The sequence below is a fragment of the Geobacillus sp. WSUCF1 genome (assembly GCF_000422025.1).
Lineage (GTDB): Bacteria > Bacillota > Bacilli > Bacillales > Anoxybacillaceae > Geobacillus > Geobacillus zalihae.
Genome location: NZ_ATCO01000134.1, coordinates 1 through 22,203, shown reverse-complemented (window position 1 = coordinate 22,203; position 22,203 = coordinate 1). Strand labels below are relative to the sequence as shown.

Sequence of the window (22,203 nt, the reverse complement as noted above, 5' to 3'; positions counted from 1 at the left end):
ATAAGTTGAAACTTTGTTTTACATCCAGTAGAGCGCCCGCTGCATTCTATCAAAATGACTTGTTATGAAGGAAAACAGAATCGAACAATCGGAAAATCTTTATTGCAACTTATATAGAAGGAAATGAATTGATTGATTTTTATGAATAAATTCCTATTTTTGATATGGTAATAAAGTTCCTTTTGGCTCTTCACCACAACATGTACTTGACAAGCAATACGGTTTCCTGCACAAGGATATGCAAAAATCACTGATTTGCTGATTTCCCCACACAAGCGTAAATAGGGTATGTTCACAAAAAATCAAGTACAACTTTTGGTGAAGAGCCTTCCTTTTTTTTTAATTTCCAGTAAAATTATAATTGTAAATATATAGTTGGTTTACCATAACGTGTACTTGGTAAGGAACTGAGGTAGCGTCAAAAGTTCTATGAAAAACCCACACAGACCATAAAATAATTAATAATTACCTGGAAGGCCGGTGAAAAACACCCATTTCCCCTGAACCGATGATTTTTGAGTGGCGAGAAGAGGAACATTTATAAGGTTTCTCAACTTGAGAAGTGGCATGATTGAACCGCATTTTCTGTTAAATCACCATCCTTCTGGAGGATTTACTCTTTTCAGAATAAATAAAGGGTGAACTCAATTTGTTAGAGATCGTTTTGATTGTATTGTTTTTGATCGGTTTGTTCGTTTTCGTGGTTTACTATGTTCTTTTTGCAACCAAAGATTTAAAAAGAGTGACACAACAAAATGAGGAAATCATGAAATTGCTAAATGACATTAAAAACCATATTCAAACGAAAAAGTAGCGATTATGCAAAAGGTTCAAGTCATCCTGCCTAACCGAAGGCGAATAAAAATGGATGTGGCGGATTCGGCCGACAGAACGACAATTCGTCTGTTTGTTCCGTTCTATAAGGAGAATATAGAGAAAGCCTGTATGTTGGATGCATTCTGATGAAGGAGAACCGGTTTCCATGAATCGAAAAAAATGTTTGTCTTGTTTGTTGCCATGCTGATGGTCATGTTCTTTTTCGTCTACATGTTTGAAGAACAAGTGCTGCGCTTTCTAGACTATAAGGTGGTCAAGATGACGATGTTGATTTCGTTGATCACGATCATTGTCGGGGATCTCATTTATCGACCTAGGTGAGCGGATGCGCAAAGTGAATGGAAGGGGACGCCGGGCGTTGGTGCCCGGCAAGTTTGTTTAGGAGCCAGACGGCGATGGGACGATCGCTGTCTTTTTTTGGTTCACGAAGGTCGGCGGCGAGAACCGTTTTGGTGTGAAAGGAGCTTCTGGCCCAGCAAGGCGCCAACGACAACACCGCTTCCAGCGCCGTGCATCGTCTGGAAGCGGCGCTGTCGCGCCGGATGCGACCGTCGTGAACAGATGTTGGCAGCCGCCAAAGCGGCGAATGCGAAGAGAGAAGGCTGCTTGACGGCCGTTTTTTCCTTTTCGCCCGCCGCCGCGATGGCGAAGGCTATCCGTGAAAAGGCGAAAACACGTTCCAGCGCAAGCCGATGGCAAGCTGGCAGCACGGGAACGAACCGGGCGGCGGCGACAACGTCAGGCGGATGCCGTCGGGGTTAAAATACACCTCGGTTTGCGAGCGGATGCCAAGCGAGCGGATGAGGCGTTTCACTTCTTCCGTTTTTCCTTCTTGGGCGGCCGACATGACCGAGGCCGCGAACGAACGGGACTCGGCCAGTTTTTTCAAAACGGTGGCAGCATCGTTCATCAGCGTCTGCGCCGTAGTGGCGGACTGGGAAAAGAGCGCCGGGTCGATCGGAGGGTACGGGCCGGCCGGCATCCGCGGGAACGGGGTGAACATGGCTGCTTGCGCCTCCTTTCCGAAAATGGAATCCGATATTACGATATGTGCAAACAGCCAAAAAGGAGCGAAGCCAAGCGGCGATTTCGCTCCTTCTTTATGCATTGCGCAGGTGGGACGCTACAAATAGCGCAGCCATAAATAGGCATGCGACAAAAGCAAGGCGATGAGCGTGAGCGGCGCGCCGATTTTCAAAAAATCAACGTACGTAAAGCCATGTCCTTCGCGCGAAGCGATGCCGGCGACAATGACGTTCGCCGAGGCGCCGATGAGCGTCCCGTTCCCGCCGAGGCAGGCGCCGAGCGACAAGGCCCACCACAGCACGTCAATTTGCGGAGCGTCAGGAGACAGCCCCATGCCGACCGCCATATCTTGAATGAGCGGGATCATCGTGGCGACAAACGGAATGTTGTCGATCGTCGCCGAAGCGATGCCGGACAACCAAAGGATGAAATAGGCGGCTGTGGAAATATCGCCTCCGGTGATCTCAAGCGTTTTTTCCGCCAATGATTTGATCAGGCCGATGTCAACAAGCCCGCCGACCAAGACGAACAGTCCAGCGAAAAAGAAAATCGTGCCCCATTCGATCGAATGGAAGACATCCTCGATTTCGTGCTCCGGCACGGCGATGAGCATGAGCGCGACCGCCCCGGTCATGGCGATGACGGCCGCATCGACATGAATGACGGAATGAAGAATAAAGCCAAGGATGGTCAGCCCGAGCACGGCGACCGATTTGCGCATCAGTTTGGCGTCTTGAATGTAGTCGGCATCGCGAAGCTCCATCAGCTTTTGAATCAACGTTGGATCGGCTTTCAGCTGCTTGCGGTACACAAACGCGAGCATCGCGACCGTGACGATGGCGATCACCGCGACGATCGGTGTTAGGTTGAACAAAAAGGCGTTGAAATCTAAATGCTTGTTCGCCGAGCCGATCATAATGTTTGGCGGGTCGCCGATCAATGTTGCCGTGCCGCCGATGTTCGACAACAGCACTTCGGAGATTAAGTACGGCACCGGGTTCACTTGAAGTATGCGCGTAATGGAGAACGTCACCGGCACGACAAGCAGCACGGTCGTAACGTTGTCCAAAAACGCCGACAGCAGTCCGGTCAACAGTGAAAGCATGATTAAAATGCGGACCGGGCTGCCTTTTGCGAGCTTGGCTGCTTTAATGGCCATGTATTGAAAAAAGCCGGACTTGCTTGTAATGCCGACTAAAATCATCATGCCGATCAGCAGTGTGATCGTTCCCCATTCAATATGGTGAGTAAACGCTTTCTCTGCATCGACGATGCCGAAGATGACCATAAGAGCGGCGCCCAGCAAGGCGATGACCGCGCGGTGAATTTTTTCCGAGATGATCATCGCGTATGTAATCAAGAAAACCGCAATGGCAAAATAATATTGAACGTTTGACACATGTGCGGCAGCATGATCCATTTGTACTCCTCCTTTTCCAGTTATGTCGTCATGTCGTGAAAACCGCTCCCACACGCTGGGCATGTCCAGTCGCGGCGCTCGCTCGAGGCTTCACGGACGTAAAACGTAAAGGAACAATGCGGACAAAGGATTTCGCGCACCCGATCCATCAACATCCGCCGCCTCGGTTCGGCTGGAGCATTGGTGTCAATAATCTCGACATGGATGTCGTAGCGCGATTCATCTTCGGCGATCACTTTCCCCTCGGCCGAGCAAGTGCTGCTCGAGCTGGCTGTGTGAGGAATGTTCAAGCATGTCTTCAGCCAGTTTCATGTACTGGCGGTCCGTCAGCCCGCTGAACGGAAGGTTCTTCTTCTGTTTTTTCCAATACGCCCGCAGTTGGTCTTCGGTGAAGATCCATGTGACAATCTAATGAATCACGACATTTTTCATCCCATCCACCCTCCTTTTTCTTGATCATATCATAGAAGGCTGGTGGTTTAACAGGAAATGCGGCTCAATCATCGCATTTTTTTCAATGGATCAACTTTATCAGTGCTGCTCTTCTCTTCACTCAAGAACCATCGGTTTAGGGGAAATGATTGTTTTTCGCCGATCTTAAAAACGATTGGCTTGAATGAGAAGCGTCCATCCGCCCTTCTTCTTTTTCACCAAGGCTGTCGTTGATTCCTCCGTCATCCGCCTCTTTTTCGCCATTTTCTGAAAAAAGAAATAAACAATCGCTTCTGCGTGATATAATAATAGTAAGACGGACGGCAGCAACGTGCCGGAAAGGGGGGAAGCGACGATGGACAGCCCGCAATATTTGTTTCTCGATTTTGAATTTACGATGCCGGAGACGAAAACAAACCCGAACGGGTTTTGTCCGGAAATTATTGAAGTCGGCCTTGTCGCGGTTGTGGACGATCAGATCATCGGCCAATTTTCTTCCTATGTGAAGCCGCTCCGCTTTCCGCAACTCACGGAACGGTGCAAGTCGTTTCTCAACATCACCCAAGAACAAATCGACCGCGGAATGAGTTTTTATGAGTTGGTTTCCTTGCTTCGGCAATATGACCGCGACCGCCCGACGACGGTGATGACGTGGGGGAGCATGGATATGAAAGTGCTCCGGGAAAACTGCCAATCCGCGCAAGTGGAATTCCCATTCACTGGCGAGCATCGTGATTTAGCCATGGAGTATAAGCGGTTTTTCGGCAACAAAAACCAAACCGCGCTGCGCAAGGCGGTGCAAGAGTACGGCAATGAGGCGGTTGGAAAAGCCCATTGCGCGCTCGATGATGCGTTCACCGCGTATACGATTTTCCGGCTGGTGGAAAACGACAAAAAATATTTGGCGAAGACAAAGCCACCGACGATTGGAGAACGGATTGATTTGACCCAGCTGCGAAAAAAATTCGCTTTATAGCCTGCTGCGTTGGCGGCGGCTTTTTTATGTTATAATAGAAAGTGGACGATTTTTTAGGCAGAAAGGTTGTTTCCTTATGTGGCCATCGGTGCTGAATTTATTTTTGTACTTTCCGGAAGACAAACGTGAATACATTCCCGCAGCCATTTCGTTTGCTGTCTTTTTCTTGATGGCGGTGTTCACGATGCGGCTCATCATCGTTATCTCCCGGCGGCAAGAGAGGGAAGCGAAGCAACTCGAAGAACAGCTGCTTGGAAAACGAGAGGAACGGAAGGAGCCGCCCGGAGTATAAACGAGCCCCCCTCCGGCAATACTGGCGGATAACAAGTGATGCTGGAGGGTGGTTCGTGTTGCGAAAAACGTACGGTGTGGTGTTCGCTGCGGCGCTCGTGTTGTCCGGCTGCGGCCAAGAGAATGGAACGAGCCGGACGGTGGAGATGATCAATGCGGACGGCGATTCGATCGGTACGATCGAGTTGACTGAACAGGCGGAAGGGGTGCGGCTGAAGCTTGACCTAGAAGGTCTCCCGCCGGGGGAGCACGCCATTCACATCCATGAAAACGGAAGCTGCAAACCCCCCGATTTCCAATCGGCCGGCGGTCATTACAATCCGGATGGGAAAAAGCACGGCCTTTTACACCCGGAGGGGGCGCATGCCGGCGATTTGCCGAACATTATTGTGAAGGATGACGGCACGGTCAACGTCGAGCTGACGGCGCCCAATGTGACGCTGAAAGAAGGAGAGAAAGGCTCGCTGCTTACAAAAGACGGAACATCGATTGTCATTCACGCCAAGAAAGACGACGGCATGACCCAGCCGGCGGGAGACGCCGGCGGACGGATCGCCTGCGGGGAAATCAATTCGTCGTGAAACAGGGGCTCGCGCGCGGGCCCTGTTTCACGTGGCCAGGGCAGCGCTTCGCATGGGAAATGCGAGAAACTGGCGGTCGCACGGCTTCTGCTGCACATGGTTGGCAGAACAGAGAACGGAAAGGAACGATCGTTTGGCTTCATTTGCTCTTTTGGTTTACATGGATGGAGGAACCCCGCAACGGATTCGGCGCTGCTTCTTTTCCCTTTCGCCATCCGCTTGGCCGCTCTTCTTTGGCGCAAAGCTAGCCTAGCGCCGCCGCCAGCCGCCGCAGCCCTTCCTCCAGCGTCGGGCGCGGGCAGGCGATATTCAAACGGATGAAGCCGACGCTTCGGGACCGAATTTGCTGCCGAATTCGACGGCGAGTTTTCCTTTTTCAAGGAGCCGACGCTTCAGCTCCGCCTCGGAAAGGCCAAGGCCGCGGCAGTCGATCCAAACGAGATACGTCGCTTGCGGCCGGATCACGCGGAGCGGCGGCAAGTGTTCCGCTAAATAGGCAGCGGTCATGTCGATGTTTTGCCGCAAGTAATCAAGCAAGGCGTCAAGCCACGGTCCGCCATGGCGGTAGGCCGCTTCCGCTCCGACGATGGCGAACGCATTCAGCGTAAAAAAGCCGTGCCGCTGCTGGACGCGGCGGAACGCCCGGCGCCGCGATTCGTCGGGAATGATGACTTCCGCCGCCTGCAAGCCGGCGAGGTTGAACGTTTTCGTCGGCGCGCGGAACGTGGCGCTTTGCGCGGCCAGCTCTGGGTGGAGCGAGGCAAACGGCGTGTGTTTGGCTGGCGGGAGCGTCAAATCGGCGTGGATTTCATCAGACAGGACGAAGACGCCGTGCTTGAGGCAAAGTTCTCCCAGCCGTTCGAGTTCTTCTTTTGTCCATGATTTGCCTCCCGGGTTGTGTGGATGGCAAAGGATGAGAAGTTTGGCATCGGGCAGCTTTCGCTCCAAGTCGTCCCAGTCGATCGCATAGTTGTCTTCCTCAAGGCGCAGCGGACTGAACAGAAGCGCGCGGTCATGACGGCGGACGAGATCAAACAGCGGCCGGTAGACCGGGGAAAAAACGATGATGCGATCCCCTGGTTCGGAAAACGCTTCGATGGCGGCGGCGACCGCCGGCACAACGCCGTGGGCAAACACGAGCCAAGACGGATCGATCGTCCAGTCATGACGGCGTTCAAGCCATTGGCACACCGCTTCTTTGAGTGAATCGGGAATGACGGTGTAGCCGAACACGCCGTGCTCCACCCGTTGCCGCAGCGCCTCTTGCACTTCTTTCGGCGCGGGAAAATCCATATCGGCGACCCACATTGGCCATACGTCTTCGCGGCCGAACACGCGATGAACGTCATCCCATTTCACCGACAGCGTGCCCCGGCGGTCGATGACGCGGTCGAACGGAAACATGATCGCGCCTTCTCCTTTCTCAGCACGCGAACGATGCGGTCCTTTCCCTTCATCGAATGGAAACATTGTTGCATCTTCTCCCTTCTTTTTTTCGAATCGATGGCTTATAATGGGTTATATCATAGCATCAAGAAAGAAGGTGGATGGCGGCGGCATGGACGGACAACAGTTGAATCGGCTTCTTCTTGAATGGATCGGCGCCTGGGACCCGTTTGGCCTTGGAAAAGACGCCTACGACGTCGAGGCGGCCAGCGTGCTCCAGGCGGTGTATGAGACGGAAGACGCCCGCACGTTGGCCGCCCGCATTCAGTCCATATATGAATTCGCCTTTGACGAGCCGATTCCTTTTCCCCACTGCCTAAAACTCGCCCGCCGGCTGCTTGAGCTGAAGCAAGCGGCGTCCTGTCCGCTCCCGTGATGACGACAGGCGGCCGGTTTGGCGAAACCGACCGATGAAATGGAGGGATGCTGCGTGAAATTGAGCGAAAAAGAGCTGGAAATTATCGAAATATTAGAAAAAGATGCACGAACGCCGATCGATGTGCTGGCGAAGATGATCGATTTGCCGGTCGAAGAAACGGAAGCGCTCGTCAAAAAGTTAGAAGAGGCGAAAGTGATCGTCCAATATACGGCGCTCATTGACTGGCGGAAGGCGGACGGCCGCGAGGGAGTGACGGCGATGATCGACGTCAAGGTGACCCCAAAGCGCGGTGTCGGCTTTGACGAGGTGGCGGAACGCATTTACCGATTCCCGGAAGTGAAATCGGTGTACTTAATGTCTGGCGCCTACGACTTATCGGTCGTGATCGAAGGGCGTTCGATGGCGGAAATCGCCCAATTTGTATCGGAAAAACTGTCGACGCTCGATTCTGTCATTTCAACGACGACCCATTTCATTTTGAAAAAATACAAACACGATGGCATCGTCTTTGACCAAGGAGATCAAGATCGCCGCATCGTGGTGTCGCCATGAAGCCGCAAACGAGAAAAACGTACGTGTCGGAAACGGTTGCGGGCTTGAAACCATCCGGCATCCGCCGCTTTTTCGACCTTGCTTCCACCATGGATGGCGTCATTTCGCTCGGCGTCGGCGAGCCGGATTTTGTCACGTCCTGGAGCATTCGCGAAGCGAGCATTTTGTCGCTCGAGCAAGGCTATACGTCGTACACCCCAAATGCCGGGCTCTTGGAGCTCCGCCAAGAAATCGCCGCTTATTTGCGCCGCAAGTTTCATGTCGACTACTGTCCGGAGACAGAAATTTTAGTGACGGTCGGGGCGAGCCAAGCCATCGACTTGGCGCTTAGGGCGATCATCAACCCGGGCGATGAAGTGATCATCGTCGAACCGAGTTTTGTCGCCTACGAGCCGCTTGTCGTGCTCGCGGGCGGGAAGCCGGTGGCCGTTTGCACGTCTGGCGAAGACAAGTTTCAGCTCAATCCGGCGCACCTTGAACGGGCGATCACCGAGCGGACGAAGGCGGTCATCATCTGCTCGCCGAACAACCCGACCGGAACGGTGCAGAGCCGCACGGAGCTTGAAGCGATCGCCCGTCTGGCTGAGGCGCACGACTTGCTCGTCATTGCCGATGAAATTTACGCCGAGCTGACGTATGAAGGAGAGTACACGAGCATGGCCGCTGTTAGCGGCATGCGCGAGCGGACGATTTTGATTTCCGGCTTTTCCAAAGGGTTTGCGATGACCGGATGGCGGCTCGGGTTTGCGGCAGCGCCTGACGAGATTTTGCAGGCGATGTTGAAAATCCATCAGTATGCCATGATGTGCGCGCCGACAATGGCGCAATATGGGGCGCTTGAGGCGCTTCGCAGCGGAGAGCGCGATGTCGCCGAGATGCGCAACAGCTACCGGCGGCGGCGCAACTATTTCGTCGCCTCGCTCAATGAAATCGGGCTGCCGTGCCATTTGCCGGGCGGTGCGTTTTACGCTTTCCCGTCCATCAAGCCGACTGGTTTGACGTCGGAGCAGTTTGCTGAGCGGCTGCTCATCGAAGAAAAAGTGGCGGTTGTCCCCGGCAACGTTTTCGGCCAAAGCGGGGAAGGCTATATCCGCTGTTCATACGCATCATCGCTCGAACAGCTGCAAGAAGCCATTAAGCGAATGAAACGGTTTTTGGCGCGCCTGTAACTGGGGATGTTCCGCCGTCGGCGGGACATCTTTTTTTGGGGTTTGCTGTCGGTCTATGTTATAATACAGAAACATAGACGAAATTCATCAATAGGAGTGTTTCGCTTGTCAACGATCAAACGAGGAGCGATCGTGAAAGGGAAGGTGACGGGCATTCAGCCGTATGGCGCGTTCGTCCAGCTTGAGGACGGCATGCAAGGGTTGATCCATATTTCTGAAATTTCCCATCAATTTGTGAAAGATGTGCGCGATTACGTCCATGTCGGGGATGAAGTGACGGTCAAGGTGTTGGACGTCGATCGAAAGGCGAGGAGGGCGAGCCTGTCCCTAAAGGCGCTCGAACCTGCCGGGGAAAAGGAAAAACGCCATATGCGCATGAAAATGCCGCTCAAGTCGGGGTTTCGCCCGTTGAAGGAAAAACTGCGCGAATGGATTGAGCAGTCCAAGAAAGAAAATTGGCCGAAACCATAACCCTGCGCCCCAAACGGTGAGAGTCCATGACGCTTTGAGGCCGGGAGAGGCGCAAAAAAATAAGACACCCACCGTCAGGCGGTGAGTGTCCCAATGGTTTTCCGTCATGTGCGCGATGTTTTCGGTTCAGTGCGCCCAAGCTCTTCGGCCGGTTTGAACAGCAGCGCCAAGTTGATCAAGCCGGCGATGCCGACCAAGCTGTAGATGATGCGCGACCAAACGGAGTCTTGGCCGCCGAAAATGGCGGCGACTAAGTCAAATTGGAAAAAGCCGATCAGTCCCCAGTTAATGGCGCCGATAATGGTCAACAATAGCGCAATGCGCTGCAATGCTCCCATCTTGTTTGCCTCCTTTGGAAAATTTCTTTTCAACTTATAGGATGAATCGCAGTCGTGAAAAATATGCATCGTTTGCCGCCAAAGCAGTTGGCTTTACAATCGGTGGCAGGCGCTGCCATAATAGATTCAGGAAAAGGAGGGCATCCATATGCAAGAGTTTATTTTCCGCAACCCGACGAAACTGATTTTCGGAAAAGGGCAGCTCGAACGTCTCAAAGAAGAAGTGCCGCGCTACGGCAAGAAAGTGCTGCTCGTGTATGGCGGCGGCAGCATCAAACGAAACGGATTGTATGAGGAAGTCATGAAGATATTGGGGAACATTGGCGCCGAGGTCATCGAACTGCCAGGCGTCGAACCGAACCCGCGCGTCTCGACCGTAAGAAAAGGGGTGGACATTTGCAAGCGGGAAGGCGTCGAATTTTTGCTGGCGGTTGGCGGCGGCAGCGTCATCGACTGCACGAAAGCGATCGCCGCCGGGGCGAAATTCGATGGCGATCCGTGGGAGTTTATCACGAAAAAAGCGCCCGTCACCGGCGCCCTGCCGTTTGGCGTCGTCTTGACGCTGGCGGCGACCGGGTCGGAGATGAATTCTGGTTCGGTGATCACAAACTGGGAGACGAAAGAAAAATACGGCTGGGGCAGCCCGTTTACGTTCCCGCAATTTTCGATTTTGGATCCGACGTATACGATGACCGTTCCGAAAGACCATACGGTTTACGGCATTGTCGATATGATGTCGCATGTGTTTGAGCAATATTTCCATCATACGCCGAACACGCCATTGCAAGACCGGATGTGCGAAGCGGTGTTGAAAACCGTGATCGAAACGGCGCCCAAACTGATCAACGATTTGGAAAACTACGAGCTGCGCGAGACGATCATGTACTCGGGCACGATCGCCTTAAACGGCTTCTTGCAAATGGGCGTCCGCGGCGACTGGGCGACGCACAATATTGAGCATGCCGTTTCCGCCGTGTATGACATCCCGCACGCCGGAGGATTGGCGATTTTGTTCCCGAACTGGATGAAGCATGTGCTCGATGAAAACGTCAGCCGTTTCGCCCAGCTCGCGGTGCGTGTGTTCGATGTCGATCCGGCGGGCAAATCCGAGCGCGATGTGGCGCTTGAAGGCATCGAGCGGCTGCGTGAGTTCTGGTCGAGCCTCGGGGCGCCGTCGCGGCTTGCGGACTATGGCATCGGCGAGGAAAACTTGGAGCTGATGGCCGATAAAGCGATGGCGTTTGGCGAGTTCGGCCGTTTCAAAACATTGAACCGCGATGATGTGCTCGCCATTTTGCGCGCTTCCCTTTAATGAGGCGATGCGGCGGCTTCGCGAATCGATCGATGATGGCGCCGGCTCGGCGACGGAATCTGCCTGAGCTGGCGCTTTTCCTATTTTCTTGGTTTGCCTGGGCGCGCTCCCGATCCCGCAGGACGGTGGAAAGGGAGGAGGGCGCGAAAAACAGCCGCCTCGCTCAAATCCATGGTTCTCGAATGAGGAAAAAGCACAACGTTGATTACGTTTCTTGAGGCGAGTAGCCTGAGCCCCCTAGAAGGCGGGTGAAAAACGAGTTTTGTTCGCAAATCGGCGGCGTTTCATCAGAAAAGAGAGCCGATTTCACAAGGTTTCTCTAATTGAAAAATGGCTGGGATAAGCTGTCTTTTTCGTTGCATCACCATCCCTCCAGACGTTACGCAAGGAAATCGGCACGGCGAACATGGCGAAAAATGAATCCGTTTTCAAAAAAGGTGGGCTGCTTGATTTCCCTTGTTTATTCCGCTAAAGTGAAAGAAGGCAATGATTCTTGAAGGGGAGGCGGAAATCGATGACCCACATTCGCTTTGACTATTCGAAAGCGCTCGCCTTTTTTGGCGAACATGAGCTTACATACTTGCGCGATGCCGTGAAAGTCGCGCATCATTCGCTTCATGAAAAAACCGGTGTTGGAAGCGACTTTTTAGGCTGGCTTGACTGGCCGGTCGACTATGACAAAGAAGAATTCGCGCGCATCAAGGAGGCGGCGAAAAAAATCCAATCGGACTCTGATGTTCTTGTCGTCATCGGCATCGGCGGCTCGTACCTTGGCGCGCGGGCGGCGATCGAGATGCTGCACCATTCGTTTTACAACGCCCTGCCAAAAGAAAAGCGGAAAACGCCGCAAATCATTTTTGTCGGCAACAACATCAGCTCGACGTATATGAAAGACGTCATCGATTTCTTGGAAGGGAAAGACTTCTCGATCAACGTCATTTCCAAATCGGGGACGACGACCGAGCCGGCGATCGCCTTCCGCATTTTCCGCAAGCTGCTTGAGGAGAAATACGGCAAAGAGGAAGCGCGCCGCCGCATTTACGCGACGACCGACAGCAAGCGCGGCGCGCTTCGGACGCTCGCCAATGAGGAAGGGTACGAGACGTTTGTCATTCCGGATGACATCGGCGGCCGCTACTCGGTGCTGACGGCGGTCGGATTGCTGCCGATTGCCGCAAGCGGCGCGGACATTAACGCCATGATGGAAGGAGCGGCCAAAGCGCGTGACGATTTCAGCTCCTCGGAGCTTGAGGAAAACGCCGCTTACCAATACGCCGCCATCCGCAACATTTTGTACAACAAAGGGAAAACGATCGAGCTGCTCGTCAACTACGAACCAGCGCTGCACTATTTCGCCGAATGGTGGAAGCAGCTGTTCGGCGAAAGCGAAGGGAAGGATCAAAAAGGCATTTACCCGGCTTCCGCTGATTTCTCGACCGATTTGCATTCGCTCGGCCAATACATTCAAGAAGGGCGCCGCGATTTGTTTGAAACAGTGTTGAAGCTGGAAGAACCGCGTCATGAGCTGATCATTGAAGCCGAAGAAAACGACCTTGACGGACTGAACTATTTGGCGGGAAAAACGGTTGATTTCGTCAACACAAAAGCGTTCGAAGGGACGCTGCTCGCCCATACGGACGGCGGCGTGCCGAACTTGGTCATCACGTTGCCGAAGCTCGATGAATATACATTCGGCTACCTCGTCTACTTCTTTGAAAAAGCATGCGCCATGAGCGGCTACTTGCTCGGGGTGAATCCATTTGACCAACCGGGAGTGGAAGCATACAAAAAGAATATGTTCGCCCTCCTCGGCAAACCAGGCTATGAGCAGTTGAAGGAAGAACTGGAGAAACGGTTGAAATAACAACGTGTTCCATCGCCAAGCCGCTGTTTTCTCGGGGGAGATGACTCGCGGCTCGACCCGAGTCGCGCCCGAAACGGCGGACGGAACGACGGAAAAAGCGCCTCTTCCCTTTTGTGGGGAAGAGGTGTTTTGTTATACATACCGGATCGTCCGGCCTCACAATGCCCGGACGAGGGTTTATTGCTCCCTGCCGTTTTTCGCCAAGCGTCTGAAGCTGCCGCGGACAAATAATCCCCGCCGAACGGGAAACGATAAAAGAAAGGAGGGATTGTGCATGATTGAAATGCCATCGCGTTTGGAAGGAAAACAATTTCAACTGTACCATTTGGAAGAGCAATTAAAACCAATGGGATATACAATCGGCGGCGGGTGGGACTACGATCACGGCTATTTCGACTACAAAATCGCCGATGACGCGGGCTATCAGTTTTTGCGCGTGCCGTTTCGGGCGGTCGACGGGCAGCTTGATTCGCACGGAACGACGGTGGAGCTTGGGCGGCCGTTTTTGCTTGCGCATAAATACCAACGGGGCATCGATGATTTCGCCGATGTCGGCAACATCAGCGCCTCATTCAATCAGTTTGCCGAGCCGCAAGACCCGGATGCGACCGTACCCGAGCGATACATTTCCGTCGGAAAGGCGCTTGTCCAAGAGCTGGAGCGCCGCCTGCTCGATTAAGGGGCAAGCACAAACAGGCGGTCGCTTTGTTGAATCGGGCGGTCCGGTGCAACGGAAATCGCTCCGTGATCTCCATGGATGACGCCAAGCAGCGTCACGTTTTGCTTGAGCAGCTGCTGTTGAACGGCGGCGAATGGCTGGCCGATTTGCTGTTCGTCTGGCTCGAGAAGGCAGAGCGTCTGTCCGTCCAGGCGGTAAAGCGCCGTCTCCCACACGCTGGCGGCGCCCGGCGAGCGAAGGCTGGCGGCCATGGCGAAACTCGCCAGCAAGTTTGTCTGAATCACCTCATCCGCCCCGGCGCGGAAGGCGTTCTGGACGTTTCGGCCCGTTAGGATTTCCACGATGGCGTACACCGACGGGTTGAGGCTTTTGGCGGCAAGCAGCGTGACAATCGTATCTTTATCGGCTTCCGCTTCCGCTTTATGCGGATCGGCGGTGATGAGCAAAAAACGCGCTTCTTGAATATTGGCCTTCTCCAGCACCGCATCGTCGCTTGCCGTTCCTTTAATGAAATGAACCGGCGCGTTCAGAAGCGGGTGGGACGGAACAGTGGCGTCGATGAGAACGAAGCGCATGGAGGCGTCGTGCCGCGCGAGGCGGAGCAGCACCTCGCGCGCCCGCTCGTTCCAGCCGACGATCACCGCATGGCCGCGCTCTGTATACCGGAGCTGTCCGCTTGTAAAGGCGGTTTCCCGGGCGGCGGCCGCGGCGGAGACGGAAGCGAAATAAGCGGTGAGGATGCCGGTGCCAAGGATGATAAGCCCAATGGCCGCGAGTTTTCCGGCGACCGTTTTCGGGACGATGTCGCCGTAGCCGATTGTCGCCGACGTCACGATCGCCCACCACACGCCGTCGAACACCGTGCGGAACGTCTCTGGTTCAATGAAGCGCATCAGCGCGCCAAACAGCACGATCAACGCGCTTGCCGAGACAAACAGACGAAGCACGGGCGGCCAGCGCCAATACGATAACAGCACGTTCCTTGTTCTCATCGTCCACCCCTCTTTTGCTTTTGTCTTTTTTAGTGTGAGCCGTTTTTGCATAAACATTCCTGTTTTTTCCCATACTAGGAAACGGAACATCACAGAAAGGGGACAGTGGTCATGGATATGAACCGTGTCAAACAAATCGTTTCTTCCCCTGCCGATATCCCGGTATATTACAACGGCGTGTCGGTATGGATTGACGGGTATGATGAAGAAAAACAGACGGCGACCGTCCATTTGCGCGATGGCCGGCTTCATGAGCGCCGGGATGTGCCGGTTTCGGAATTGACGGAAGAGCGGGAGTGAAAAGGGGAGGCCGGCTGACAGTGCGGGAGCCTTCTTGCGTTTCCCGAGCGCGCTTGGTTCGAGTAAAGGAGTTTTCCGGCATGAAGCGTCCGGGCGGCCCGCAAGAAAACGGTTGTTGTTCGCCGTCTGTTTCGTGAACAAGACGGCTTTTCAGACGACAATCAGAGGGAGTCGGTGCAAGGACGTAGACATCGGATGAAACGTTGATGGAGCGAAAGACGGGGAAATCCGCCGCTTGCCGAACGACATGTCGGGCAAGCGGCTTCGTTTTGTCAGACAGCGGATTGGCGGCGCGTCCGGGCAACGCGCACCGTCAACAGCAAGGCGCAGGCGAAAAAGAGAAGATCATCCATTCCGTAGACGAGATGATACCCTCCAGCGGCAAACAGCGCGCTGCCGATCATTGGTCCGAACGCCATGCCCATATAGCGGAAAAAGTTGTACACGCCGATCGCTGTCGAGCGGTTCGCTTGAAAAACGTTCGTCAGCACAGTTGTTTGCACTGGGAGCGAAAGGCCTAAAAACAAGCCGAACAAGGCGATGGCCAAAACAAGCAGCGAAAGCGATCGTTGGGCCGCGATCAAGAAAAAGAAAATGGACAGCACGGTCAAGTACGATGCCGCCAAGAGGATGCGCCGCTCCGGGAAGCGTCCTTGAAGGCGCCCGCCGAGGAAGCTGCCGATGACGATCATGGACGACATCGCCAAGTACACCGTCCCTTTTTCCTGCGCCGACAGACCGTACCGATCCGTCAAGATGCTGGGCAAAAAGACGAGAAAATTATACAGCGAGTAATATTGAACAAATCCAAGCAGAACGATCGACGACCCGGCACGGCGGCGGAGCACTGAAGCGAAGTCGGAGAGGCGAAACGGGGACGAAACGGCCGTTTCCGGTTTCGTTTCCTTCAGCAGCAGGAAATTGCCGGCACCAACTAAGCCGCCGACGGCCACAAGCGCCAAAAAGACGGTGCGAAATGGAAAATGCTCTGCCAAAAAGCCGCCGACGATCGGCCCGACGACAGGGCCAAGTGAGACCATCATTTGAAACGTCCCCATCGCCCGCCCGCGCTCTTTGCCGGTGAACAAGTCGCCGATGACCGTGGCGGCGACGACCGACCCGGCTGCGATGCCAACGGCTTGCAAGGCGCGGAAAAACAAGAGCGCATAAATGGATGTTGAGAAAAAACAGCCGAGCGAAGCGGCGATGTAGATGACGATGCCGCCAAGCAGCACCGTCCTCCGTCCTTTCCGGTCGGTGAGCGGGCCATAGACGATTTGCATCATCGCCAGGAAGAAAGTGAAAATGGAAATCGTCAAGTTGATCAAAAACGAAGAAGTCGCAAACGCCTCCCGCACTTCTGGTAAAATAGGAGTGTAAATCGTTTGCGTAAACGGGCCGAGAAACGCGGCGAGCGACACAAGATAGACGACAAGCTGGCGTTTCATCTCTTTCCCCTTTCTTTGTTTGTACATATGTATCATTATACTCTCGCTTTTTTCACTGATGGAAATAAAATGACTGTTTGCAAAAGGGAGATGGAAAGATGGAATCATGTTTGATCCGCGATGCGGCCGCGGCGGATTTGCCGCACATCGTCCGCATTTATAATGAAACGATCCCAAGCCGGATGGTGACGGCGGACTTGGAGCCGGTGTCGGTCGAAAGCCGGCGGGCGTGGTTTGAGGCCCATGACCCGCACAATCGTCCGCTTTGGGTCGTCGAGGACGACGGCGCGGTTTGCGCCTGGCTCAGCTTTCAGTCGTTTTACGGCCGCCCGGCGTACCGCCATACGGCGGAGGTAAGCATTTATATCGCCGAAACGCACCGCGGCCGGGGGCTTGGAAGGAAGCTGCTCGAGCGGGCGGTCGAACGGGCGCCCGAACTTGGGATCAAGACGCTGCTCGGCTTTATTTTTGCGCATAATGAACCAAGTTTGCGGCTTTTCTCCCGCTTCGGATTTGAACGATGGGGATATTTTCCGCGCGTGGCGGAATTGGACGGCGTGGAACGCGATTTGGTCATTGTCGGCAAACGGCTTGTATAGAATGGGGGGAGGCGGGGAAGTCATAAGTAATGAGGATGAACGGAAAGAGGGAAGGATATGAACGTCATGCCGATTCGGCTGTTTACGATCCAAGATGGGGAAGGATTTGTCGCTGACGCGTTTCAATGCCCGGTGACCGGCAATTTGATTTACAAATCGTCTGGCACGCCGTCCGTTGTCGCATATGCAGACTTGACCGACGAACAAATCATGCGCCTTGAGAAATACGGATTTCGGCGGCTCGGCGAGTCGCCGGCGCGGATGGAAAGCGGCCCGGACGGCATTGAAGAGCTGCTGCCGAGGCAATGAGGGAGAAAGAAAACGAGGTGAAAACGTTGAAGAAAAGGCCTGCCCGCTGGGGACAGGCTTTTTCTTTTCCCCAGAAGGCCGGCGAAACCCAACGGATTCGCTCGATCCGTTCGTGAGAAAGCTCAAGGGATGAAACTGCGGCGCTGCAAGGTTTTTTCAATTTGAAAAACATTGTTGCAAAGCCTGATATTCGTTCCATCACCGGCCGTTGATCATGTCAACCGGCGGATGAGCCAATAGAGCGCGGCGGCCGCCGCTAGGCCAAGCAGCGTATAAAGAACCGGACGGCCGGATCGTTCGAGCGGCGTTTTGTTCTCCAAAGCCGGCGGGTGAACGGTCTTGGCCGTCTTTTCCCCGGTCTGCGGCCGCGTTTCCGTCCCTGCCCCCTCCCTCTCTCCAGCGGCGTGCTTGCCGTACATGCCCGCTCCGGTTCGTTTCGCCTCCTCGTACGCCTTGCGGACGCGCGCTTCGTATTTGTAATCGCCATAGTCATAAAAGTCTTCGACAAGTCCGGCTTTGGCGAGGTCTTCTTGCAGCAGGCGCTTGCCGACCCACACCCAGGCGAGCAGCCGCTGGTATTTGTCAAACAGCGCGTCTCCGTCGGTCTCAAGCAAAATGTTCCCTTGATGCAAGCGGGAACATGTAAACCGGCTTGCTTCTTTCCCATACGGTTCGACTTGGATCGTGCTCTCCGGCGTATCAATGAACAAAAACCTCGTCGTGTATACATGGCCGTTGACGCGGAATTTCGCCGTATCGCCGTCGATGCACTCGACCAATTCAGCCAGGTAGGTGCGGCCAAGGCGCAACGTAGAACGATCTTCTTTCTTCCCCAGTGTATGGCCGTCCAGGTCGATTCGCTCTGGGGTGAGATGCCGCTTGCATCGTTCATTGCCGTTGTATGTTTGAATAAGCTGGACAAGCTCTTGTTTCGTTTTCGCCTGCTTCGCCAGCGCAGTCGGCTCATGGAGCAAATACACGCAGTCGCTGCCGCGGAAGTGCCCGCCCAACTCATCAAGCTCGCCAGGGTGGGCAAAAGCGGAAATCGGGAACATCAACAGGAAACAAAACAAGAATATGACCATTCGTTTCAAAAACGATCCCTCCACTCGAAAAGCATTTCTTCCTCTTGAACAAAAACCGGATGTCCGCAATGGATGGGTTTCAGCACACGATCGCACATGTTATGCCGGTTTTTTCCGTTTTTCAGCGAAAAATCAAGCCAATATGGCCGTTATCGCGCTGTTAGGCGGTTTGCGTTCGTTCACGATAAAGTTTATCAAAAAAGTGGAACGATGAGGAAACATCTCGTCAATCAAGGATGTTTGAGGGGGGAGAGGATGACATGTCCAACTTGCTTTTCGATGATCAACCGTTGGTCATTTTGCCGCAGCTCGCTTTGGCGATCTTCGAGGGGGCTTTTCCGACATGTGTGTCCACAGAGGGGGGAAGCTCATCGCCATCTTCCGAAACGAAAATAAAAAAACCCTTGCCACGCAAGGGTTTGACCAATGGAGCATACCGGGCTCGAACCGGTGACCTTCGCGCTGCCAGCACGACGCTCTCCCAACTGAGCTAATGCCCCAAAAAAGGATATGATGATCTGTCCATGTCCCATTATATATATGGATGCGGACAATTGCAATCCTTTTTTGATCACCCGCTTTCAATATCAACGTGCACGACATCGTCAATGGAGCGGATGACGTAGTAAAGTTCGGCGGTCGAGCGCTTTTGGTCAATGACGGCTCTTAGTTTCAGCAAATGTTCATTCTCTTCAACGTCTTTAATGCGCATCGTTTTAATGTTGATGTCCTGTTGTTTTAAATGGTCGATGACCTTTGTAATGTTTTTGGCGTCCGCCACGGTGATTTGCAACAGCACCTCTTTTTCGCGCAGCTGCTTTGGTCCAAAAAAATTGATCAAAAACGGAATGAGTTCCACACTGACAATGAGAAGCGCGACGCCGAACGCCGATTCCCAATAGAAGCCTGCGCCGACCGCTACTCCAATCCCTGCCGCCCCCCAAATGATCGCGGCGGTTGTCAGCCCGGTGATGCTGTCGTTGCCGCGGCGCAAAATGACGCCTGCTCCTAAAAAACCGACCCCGGACACAATTTGCGCCGCCAGTCGAAGCGGGTCCATCGTAATATGGTCTTTGAGCGGAAAGACGTACGCCGATTCGATCGAAACGATTGTAAGCAAGCAGCTGGAAATGGAAATCACAAGACACGTTTTCAAACCGACCGGTTTTCGCTTCAATTCCCGTTCCAGCCCAATGATCAGCCCGAGAATGGCGGAAATCCCTAGTTTGAGGAACGGATCAAACATCATCGTTTCTCACCTCGTTCATGGTATAATGTAAGAAAACGTTCGTGAACCATTTTTGTCCGCCCTTCCGCATGAAAGTGGTAGATCAGGGCGCACACTCCTTTTCGTAGAAAGTGAGTTGGCAGAAACATGAAGCCGCCAAGCACAGCAAAGGCTTATGCCGCTCTATTCATCGGCGCGCTTGCCGTGTCAACATCGGCCATTTTCGTCAAATGGTCGCAGGCGCCGTCCGCGGTGATCGCCTTTTATCGGCTCTTTTTGGCCGTCGCCATCATGACGCCGTTGTTCCTCCGGCATCGAAGCGAACTCCGAGGCGTCTCCCGGCGCGATTGGCTGTTTTCGCTTTGTTCTGGGGTTTTGCTTGCCTTTCATTTTATCCTTTGGTTTGAATCGCTCGACTATACATCCGTCGCCAGTTCGGTCGTGCTTGTGACGCTGCAGCCGCTGTTTGCCTTCGCAGGCGGCGCGTTGTTTTTCCGCGAACGGTTGACCGTCGGCGCGGTCGGGAGCGCGGTGTTGGCCATGATCGGCAGCATCCTCATCAGCTGGGGAGACTTCCGCGTCAGCGGGGAAGCGCTGTACGGCGATGGATTGGCGCTGCTTGCGTGCGCGTTTGTCACGGCGTATTGGCTGTTCGGCCAAGAGGTGCGACAACGGTTGTCATTGATGACGTATACCTATATCGTCTATAGCATCAGCGCGGCGGTGTTGTGGCTGTACGCGATGCTGTTTCGCCTTTCGCTGACGGCGTATCAGCTGACGGATTGGCTTTGTTTTCTCGCCCTCGCCGTCATTCCAACGCTGCTCGGCCATTCGGTGATGAACTGGGCGGTCAAATGGGTCAGCGCCTCGACGGTGTCGATGGCGATTTTATTTGAACCGATCGGCGCTTCCGCCTTGGCCTACTGGCTGTTTGGCGAACCGATCCGTCCGTTTCAATGGATCGGCGGTATTTTTATTTTAACAGGAATCGCCCTGTATTTGTGGGAGAAAAACGAAAAAGGTCCGCTAACGGTGCAAGAACGCAGCGGACCCTAGCGTTCCAAAGATAAAGGAAGAGCGGCGGATCGGCAGGCGGAATTCATCGAAGCCGCGGGCGAATTGGGACAAATAAGCGAAATCGACTTGCGTGATATCGGGAAGCAGGTAAGCGGATTTCGTGGCTCCCCGCTTTCGTTTTCGATTGAGCGCGGCGATGATGCCCTCCTTTGTTTGAATGCCGATGCCATGCCCGTAAAAGAAGCCGTCGCCTAAGTAAATGGCATTTTCCCCTTGCCATTGCGGCGTCAGCGGATCGAATTCCGGGTTTTTAAAATAGAGGCAATCTCCGGGGAGAAAGTGTTCATCTTTTTTTGTTTGAATGCCAAGATCCCGGTCTGTATGCCAGTCATACAGCAGCAAATCCGCAAACAGCCGGTTGAATGCCGCTGGATCGATTACGTCAAGCACGGCCTTGTAGAACACGATGACGATCGCGGTCGCGCATTCAAACGCGTATCGCTCGCTATGGACAAAAATGTCCTGAATCGCTTCGGAAGCCGTGACATCTGGACGAAGACGGAAGCCGCCGCGCTCGTCCCGCGTCCAGAAATCGCTGTTGCAGCGCGAAAAACGGAAAATGGCAAACCGCGCCCGGCTTTTCGCCAACTCGCCCGCCGCCCGAACAATGCGGTCGCGCAAGGCGATTTCAAATCGAAGCTGGTGTTTATTTGCATACGTATACAACTTAGGCGAGGAAACAAGGGCATCTAAGATTCGTTGTTCGCTGGCCGGAAGCGAAAACGAACTAGAAACGTCAAAGTTGATTGGTGATAACACGCGAATCAAAGTGAAGAAGCCTCCTTGATGAAAGGATCGCAACAACGATATAGATGCAAAACGGAAAAGTTCTCCACGTCCTTGACGAAAAAAGTCGCTTGCCTATTTCGACCGCCCGAGGCAAACAGCCGTCTTCTTCGCCGCACCTTGGCGTGGCGGAAGACGGAACGACTACCTGCTTCACAGACCCAGGCGTGGGGCTGGAAGCGGCGTTGTTCGGTCGCCTGACAGTCCATCCAGTCGCTCTGCAAAAGCCGTCGATGTGAAGGCGTCCAATCGCATCTATATAGCGATGTCATAGAAGAAATGTATGCACTCGCGCCGGTGTTCATTCCCCTTTTTTAGGAAAAGAACGCTTTCCTGTGGGATGGAGAAGAGGGAACGGGGATGGATCAGCGCGTCCTAAAATTTTTTTAAAAAAGGTATTGCTTTTTTCGAGTTAAGGTGGTATATTAGAAAACGTCGCTGATCAAAGAGGTTGTTTGACAGCGATGCGAAGCAAAAAAGCAGTTGACATCCAAAAAGATGTTATGCTAACATAAAAGAGCTGTTTGAGAGAGACAAAACAGTCGAAAGCTTGTTCCTTGAAAACTGAACGAAACGAAGCGCGAAAGAAAAGCTGAGGCCGCTTGC

At 53.7% G+C, this 22,203-nt stretch carries 25 protein-coding genes, 1 tRNA gene and 2 pseudogenes; 17 read left to right on the top strand and 11 right to left on the bottom strand.

The window, feature by feature from the left end:
- Nucleotides 1-996 precede the first annotated feature (996 nt).
- A complete protein-coding gene (locus I656_RS18765) occupies nt 997-1,158 on the top strand; it encodes a hypothetical protein (protein WP_020756147.1) in 162 nt (53 codons plus the stop codon).
- 331 nt (nt 1,159-1,489) lie between these two features.
- Here the strand turns inward: I656_RS18765 and I656_RS03475 are convergent, their stop codons facing one another.
- The 3 genes and pseudogenes from I656_RS03475 to I656_RS0116355 all read right to left on the bottom strand — a co-directional run bounded on the left by I656_RS03475 (nt 1,490) and on the right by I656_RS0116355 (nt 3,691).
- Nucleotides 1,490-1,840 carry a hypothetical protein gene (locus tag I656_RS03475; protein ID WP_020756145.1) on the bottom strand — a complete coding sequence of 117 codons (351 nt, stop codon included), beginning with the start codon at nt 1,838-1,840 and terminating at the stop codon, nt 1,490-1,492.
- Nucleotides 1,841-1,960: 120 nt separating this feature from the next.
- A complete protein-coding gene (locus tag I656_RS03480; RefSeq protein WP_020756143.1) occupies nt 1,961-3,283 on the bottom strand; it encodes an ArsB/NhaD family transporter in 1,323 nt (440 codons plus the stop codon).
- Between the two features lie 20 nt (nt 3,284-3,303).
- Nucleotides 3,304-3,691 (bottom strand): annotated as a pseudogene (locus tag I656_RS0116355) (hypothetical protein).
- A gap of 379 nt (nt 3,692-4,070) precedes the next feature.
- Between I656_RS0116355 and kapD the strand changes: the two are divergent.
- From kapD to I656_RS03495, 3 genes are all read left to right on the top strand, one after another.
- On the top strand, nt 4,071-4,691 hold the full coding sequence (gene kapD, locus I656_RS03485) for a 3'-5' exonuclease KapD (RefSeq protein WP_033006327.1): 621 nt from the start codon (nt 4,071-4,073) through the stop codon (nt 4,689-4,691).
- A gap of 76 nt (nt 4,692-4,767) precedes the next feature.
- Nucleotides 4,768-4,983 carry a hypothetical protein gene (locus I656_RS03490; protein ID WP_013144358.1) on the top strand — a complete coding sequence of 72 codons (216 nt, stop codon included), beginning with the start codon at nt 4,768-4,770 and terminating at the stop codon, nt 4,981-4,983.
- 55 nt (nt 4,984-5,038) lie between these two features.
- Nucleotides 5,039-5,563, top strand: a complete 525-nt coding sequence (locus I656_RS03495) for a superoxide dismutase family protein (protein ID WP_020756139.1) — start codon at nt 5,039-5,041, stop codon at nt 5,561-5,563.
- A 244-nt stretch (nt 5,564-5,807) separates the two neighbouring features.
- Here the strand turns inward: I656_RS03495 and I656_RS03505 are convergent.
- A pseudogene (locus I656_RS03505) lies at nt 5,808-6,967 on the bottom strand (MalY/PatB family protein).
- A 154-nt stretch (nt 6,968-7,121) separates the two neighbouring features.
- Between I656_RS03505 and I656_RS03510 the strand changes: the two are divergent.
- From I656_RS03510 to yugI, 4 genes are all read left to right on the top strand, one after another.
- Nucleotides 7,122-7,385: a YugE family protein gene (locus I656_RS03510; protein WP_013524508.1), complete on the top strand. Its 264-nt coding sequence runs from the start codon at nt 7,122-7,124 to the stop codon at nt 7,383-7,385.
- A 54-nt stretch (nt 7,386-7,439) separates the two neighbouring features.
- Nucleotides 7,440-7,940 (top strand): Lrp/AsnC family transcriptional regulator, encoded by a 501-nt coding sequence (locus I656_RS03515; protein ID WP_013144362.1) that lies wholly within the window; start codon nt 7,440-7,442, stop codon nt 7,938-7,940.
- Complete coding sequence (locus tag I656_RS03520) at nt 7,937-9,109, top strand: aminotransferase (RefSeq protein ID WP_020756135.1); 1,173 nt, start codon at nt 7,937-7,939, stop codon at nt 9,107-9,109. The genes I656_RS03515 and I656_RS03520 overlap by 4 nt, the downstream gene beginning before the upstream one ends.
- A gap of 105 nt (nt 9,110-9,214) precedes the next feature.
- The gene (gene yugI / locus I656_RS0116350) at nt 9,215-9,580 is read left to right on the top strand and encodes a S1 domain-containing post-transcriptional regulator GSP13 (RefSeq protein ID WP_013144364.1); all 366 of its coding nucleotides are present in this window, start codon (nt 9,215-9,217) and stop codon (nt 9,578-9,580) included.
- A gap of 104 nt (nt 9,581-9,684) precedes the next feature.
- Here yugI and I656_RS0116345 read toward each other — a convergent pair whose 3' ends face one another.
- The gene (locus I656_RS0116345) at nt 9,685-9,918 is read right to left on the bottom strand and encodes a DUF378 domain-containing protein (RefSeq protein WP_011232397.1); all 234 of its coding nucleotides are present in this window, start codon (nt 9,916-9,918) and stop codon (nt 9,685-9,687) included.
- Nucleotides 9,919-10,066: 148 nt separating this feature from the next.
- On the opposite strand from I656_RS0116345, the gene I656_RS03525 reads away from it, so the two are divergent.
- From I656_RS03525 to I656_RS0116340, 3 genes are all read left to right on the top strand, one after another.
- Entirely contained in the window at nt 10,067-11,230 is a 1,164-nt protein-coding gene (locus I656_RS03525; protein ID WP_011232396.1) for an iron-containing alcohol dehydrogenase, read from the top strand.
- A 514-nt stretch (nt 11,231-11,744) separates the two neighbouring features.
- The gene (locus tag I656_RS03530; protein WP_011232395.1) at nt 11,745-13,094 is read left to right on the top strand and encodes a glucose-6-phosphate isomerase; all 1,350 of its coding nucleotides are present in this window, start codon (nt 11,745-11,747) and stop codon (nt 13,092-13,094) included.
- Nucleotides 13,095-13,368: 274 nt separating this feature from the next.
- A complete protein-coding gene (locus I656_RS0116340; protein WP_013144366.1) occupies nt 13,369-13,773 on the top strand; it encodes a YugN-like family protein in 405 nt (134 codons plus the stop codon).
- Here I656_RS0116340 and I656_RS0116335 read toward each other — a convergent pair.
- The gene (locus I656_RS0116335) at nt 13,770-14,765 is read right to left on the bottom strand and encodes a TrkA family potassium uptake protein (protein ID WP_033006333.1); all 996 of its coding nucleotides are present in this window, start codon (nt 14,763-14,765) and stop codon (nt 13,770-13,772) included. The two genes, I656_RS0116340 and I656_RS0116335, sit on opposite strands and share 4 nt — an antisense overlap.
- A 111-nt stretch (nt 14,766-14,876) precedes the next feature.
- On the opposite strand from I656_RS0116335, the gene I656_RS0116330 reads away from it, so the two are divergent.
- Nucleotides 14,877-15,065, top strand: a complete 189-nt coding sequence (locus I656_RS0116330) for an H-type small acid-soluble spore protein (RefSeq protein ID WP_013144368.1) — start codon at nt 14,877-14,879, stop codon at nt 15,063-15,065.
- Between the two features lie 272 nt (nt 15,066-15,337).
- On the opposite strand, the gene I656_RS03535 is transcribed toward I656_RS0116330, so the two are convergent.
- A complete protein-coding gene (locus I656_RS03535) occupies nt 15,338-16,513 on the bottom strand; it encodes an MFS transporter (RefSeq protein WP_033006325.1) in 1,176 nt (391 codons plus the stop codon).
- Nucleotides 16,514-16,611: 98 nt separating this feature from the next.
- Between I656_RS03535 and I656_RS03540 the strand changes: the two genes are divergently transcribed.
- Nucleotides 16,612-17,112 (top strand): GNAT family N-acetyltransferase, encoded by a 501-nt coding sequence (locus tag I656_RS03540; protein WP_081212718.1) that lies wholly within the window; start codon nt 16,612-16,614, stop codon nt 17,110-17,112.
- 57 nt (nt 17,113-17,169) lie between these two features.
- Entirely contained in the window at nt 17,170-17,421 is a 252-nt protein-coding gene (locus tag I656_RS03545; protein ID WP_011232390.1) for a hypothetical protein, read from the top strand.
- Nucleotides 17,422-17,633: 212 nt separating this feature from the next.
- On the opposite strand, the gene I656_RS03550 is transcribed toward I656_RS03545, so the two are convergent.
- Complete coding sequence (locus I656_RS03550) at nt 17,634-18,515, bottom strand: thermonuclease family protein (RefSeq protein ID WP_033006330.1); 882 nt, start codon at nt 18,513-18,515, stop codon at nt 17,634-17,636.
- Here I656_RS03550 and I656_RS18760 point away from each other — a divergent pair.
- Entirely contained in the window at nt 18,499-18,720 is a 222-nt protein-coding gene (locus I656_RS18760) for a hypothetical protein (RefSeq protein WP_164832342.1), read from the top strand. The two genes, I656_RS03550 and I656_RS18760, sit on opposite strands and share 17 nt — an antisense overlap.
- A gap of 213 nt (nt 18,721-18,933) precedes the next feature.
- Here I656_RS18760 and I656_RS03555 read toward each other — a convergent pair.
- Together I656_RS03555 and I656_RS03560 are read right to left on the bottom strand one after the other, a co-directional pair.
- Nucleotides 18,934-19,006 (bottom strand) — tRNA-Ala (locus I656_RS03555).
- Nucleotides 19,007-19,077: 71 nt separating this feature from the next.
- Complete coding sequence (locus tag I656_RS03560) at nt 19,078-19,755, bottom strand: MgtC/SapB family protein (protein WP_011232387.1); 678 nt, start codon at nt 19,753-19,755, stop codon at nt 19,078-19,080.
- 126 nt (nt 19,756-19,881) lie between these two features.
- On the opposite strand from I656_RS03560, the gene I656_RS03565 reads away from it, so the two are divergent.
- On the top strand, nt 19,882-20,790 hold the full coding sequence (locus tag I656_RS03565; RefSeq protein WP_014196630.1) for a DMT family transporter: 909 nt from the start codon (nt 19,882-19,884) through the stop codon (nt 20,788-20,790).
- Here the strand turns inward: I656_RS03565 and I656_RS0116325 are convergent.
- Entirely contained in the window at nt 20,761-21,579 is an 819-nt protein-coding gene (locus tag I656_RS0116325) for a protein-glutamine gamma-glutamyltransferase (RefSeq protein WP_011232385.1), read from the bottom strand. The genes I656_RS03565 and I656_RS0116325 overlap by 30 nt on opposite strands.
- A gap of 89 nt (nt 21,580-21,668) precedes the next feature.
- Here I656_RS0116325 and I656_RS0116320 point away from each other — a divergent pair, with 89 nt between their 5' ends.
- Nucleotides 21,669-21,836: a hypothetical protein gene (locus tag I656_RS0116320; RefSeq protein WP_223810850.1), complete on the top strand. Its 168-nt coding sequence runs from the start codon at nt 21,669-21,671 to the stop codon at nt 21,834-21,836.
- Nucleotides 21,837-22,203 lie beyond the last annotated feature (367 nt).

Coding starts and splice junctions, on each gene's coding strand:
- I656_RS18765 (WP_020756147.1), top strand. CDS start 997: ATGTTTGTCTTGTTTGTTGCCATGCTGATGGTCATGTTCTTTTTCGTC.
- I656_RS03475 (WP_020756145.1), bottom strand. CDS start 1,840: ATGTTCACCCCGTTCCCGCGGATGCCGGCCGGCCCGTACCCTCCGATC.
- I656_RS03480 (WP_020756143.1), bottom strand. CDS start 3,283: ATGGATCATGCTGCCGCACATGTGTCAAACGTTCAATATTATTTTGCC.
- kapD (WP_033006327.1), top strand. CDS start 4,071: ATGGACAGCCCGCAATATTTGTTTCTCGATTTTGAATTTACGATGCCG.
- I656_RS03490 (WP_013144358.1), top strand. CDS start 4,768: ATGTGGCCATCGGTGCTGAATTTATTTTTGTACTTTCCGGAAGACAAA.
- I656_RS03510 (WP_013524508.1), top strand. CDS start 7,122: ATGGACGGACAACAGTTGAATCGGCTTCTTCTTGAATGGATCGGCGCC.
- I656_RS03520 (WP_020756135.1), top strand. CDS start 7,937: ATGAAGCCGCAAACGAGAAAAACGTACGTGTCGGAAACGGTTGCGGGC.
- I656_RS0116345 (WP_011232397.1), bottom strand. CDS start 9,918: ATGGGAGCATTGCAGCGCATTGCGCTATTGTTGACCATTATCGGCGCC.
- I656_RS03525 (WP_011232396.1), top strand. CDS start 10,067: ATGCAAGAGTTTATTTTCCGCAACCCGACGAAACTGATTTTCGGAAAA.
- I656_RS03530 (WP_011232395.1), top strand. CDS start 11,745: ATGACCCACATTCGCTTTGACTATTCGAAAGCGCTCGCCTTTTTTGGC.
- I656_RS0116340 (WP_013144366.1), top strand. CDS start 13,369: ATGATTGAAATGCCATCGCGTTTGGAAGGAAAACAATTTCAACTGTAC.
- I656_RS0116335 (WP_033006333.1), bottom strand. CDS start 14,765: ATGAGAACAAGGAACGTGCTGTTATCGTATTGGCGCTGGCCGCCCGTG.
- I656_RS0116330 (WP_013144368.1), top strand. CDS start 14,877: ATGGATATGAACCGTGTCAAACAAATCGTTTCTTCCCCTGCCGATATC.
- I656_RS03535 (WP_033006325.1), bottom strand. CDS start 16,513: ATGAAACGCCAGCTTGTCGTCTATCTTGTGTCGCTCGCCGCGTTTCTC.
- I656_RS03540 (WP_081212718.1), top strand. CDS start 16,612: ATGGAATCATGTTTGATCCGCGATGCGGCCGCGGCGGATTTGCCGCAC.
- I656_RS03545 (WP_011232390.1), top strand. CDS start 17,170: ATGAACGTCATGCCGATTCGGCTGTTTACGATCCAAGATGGGGAAGGA.
- I656_RS18760 (WP_164832342.1), top strand. CDS start 18,499: ATGACCATTCGTTTCAAAAACGATCCCTCCACTCGAAAAGCATTTCTT.
- I656_RS03560 (WP_011232387.1), bottom strand. CDS start 19,755: ATGATGTTTGATCCGTTCCTCAAACTAGGGATTTCCGCCATTCTCGGG.
- I656_RS03565 (WP_014196630.1), top strand. CDS start 19,882: ATGAAGCCGCCAAGCACAGCAAAGGCTTATGCCGCTCTATTCATCGGC.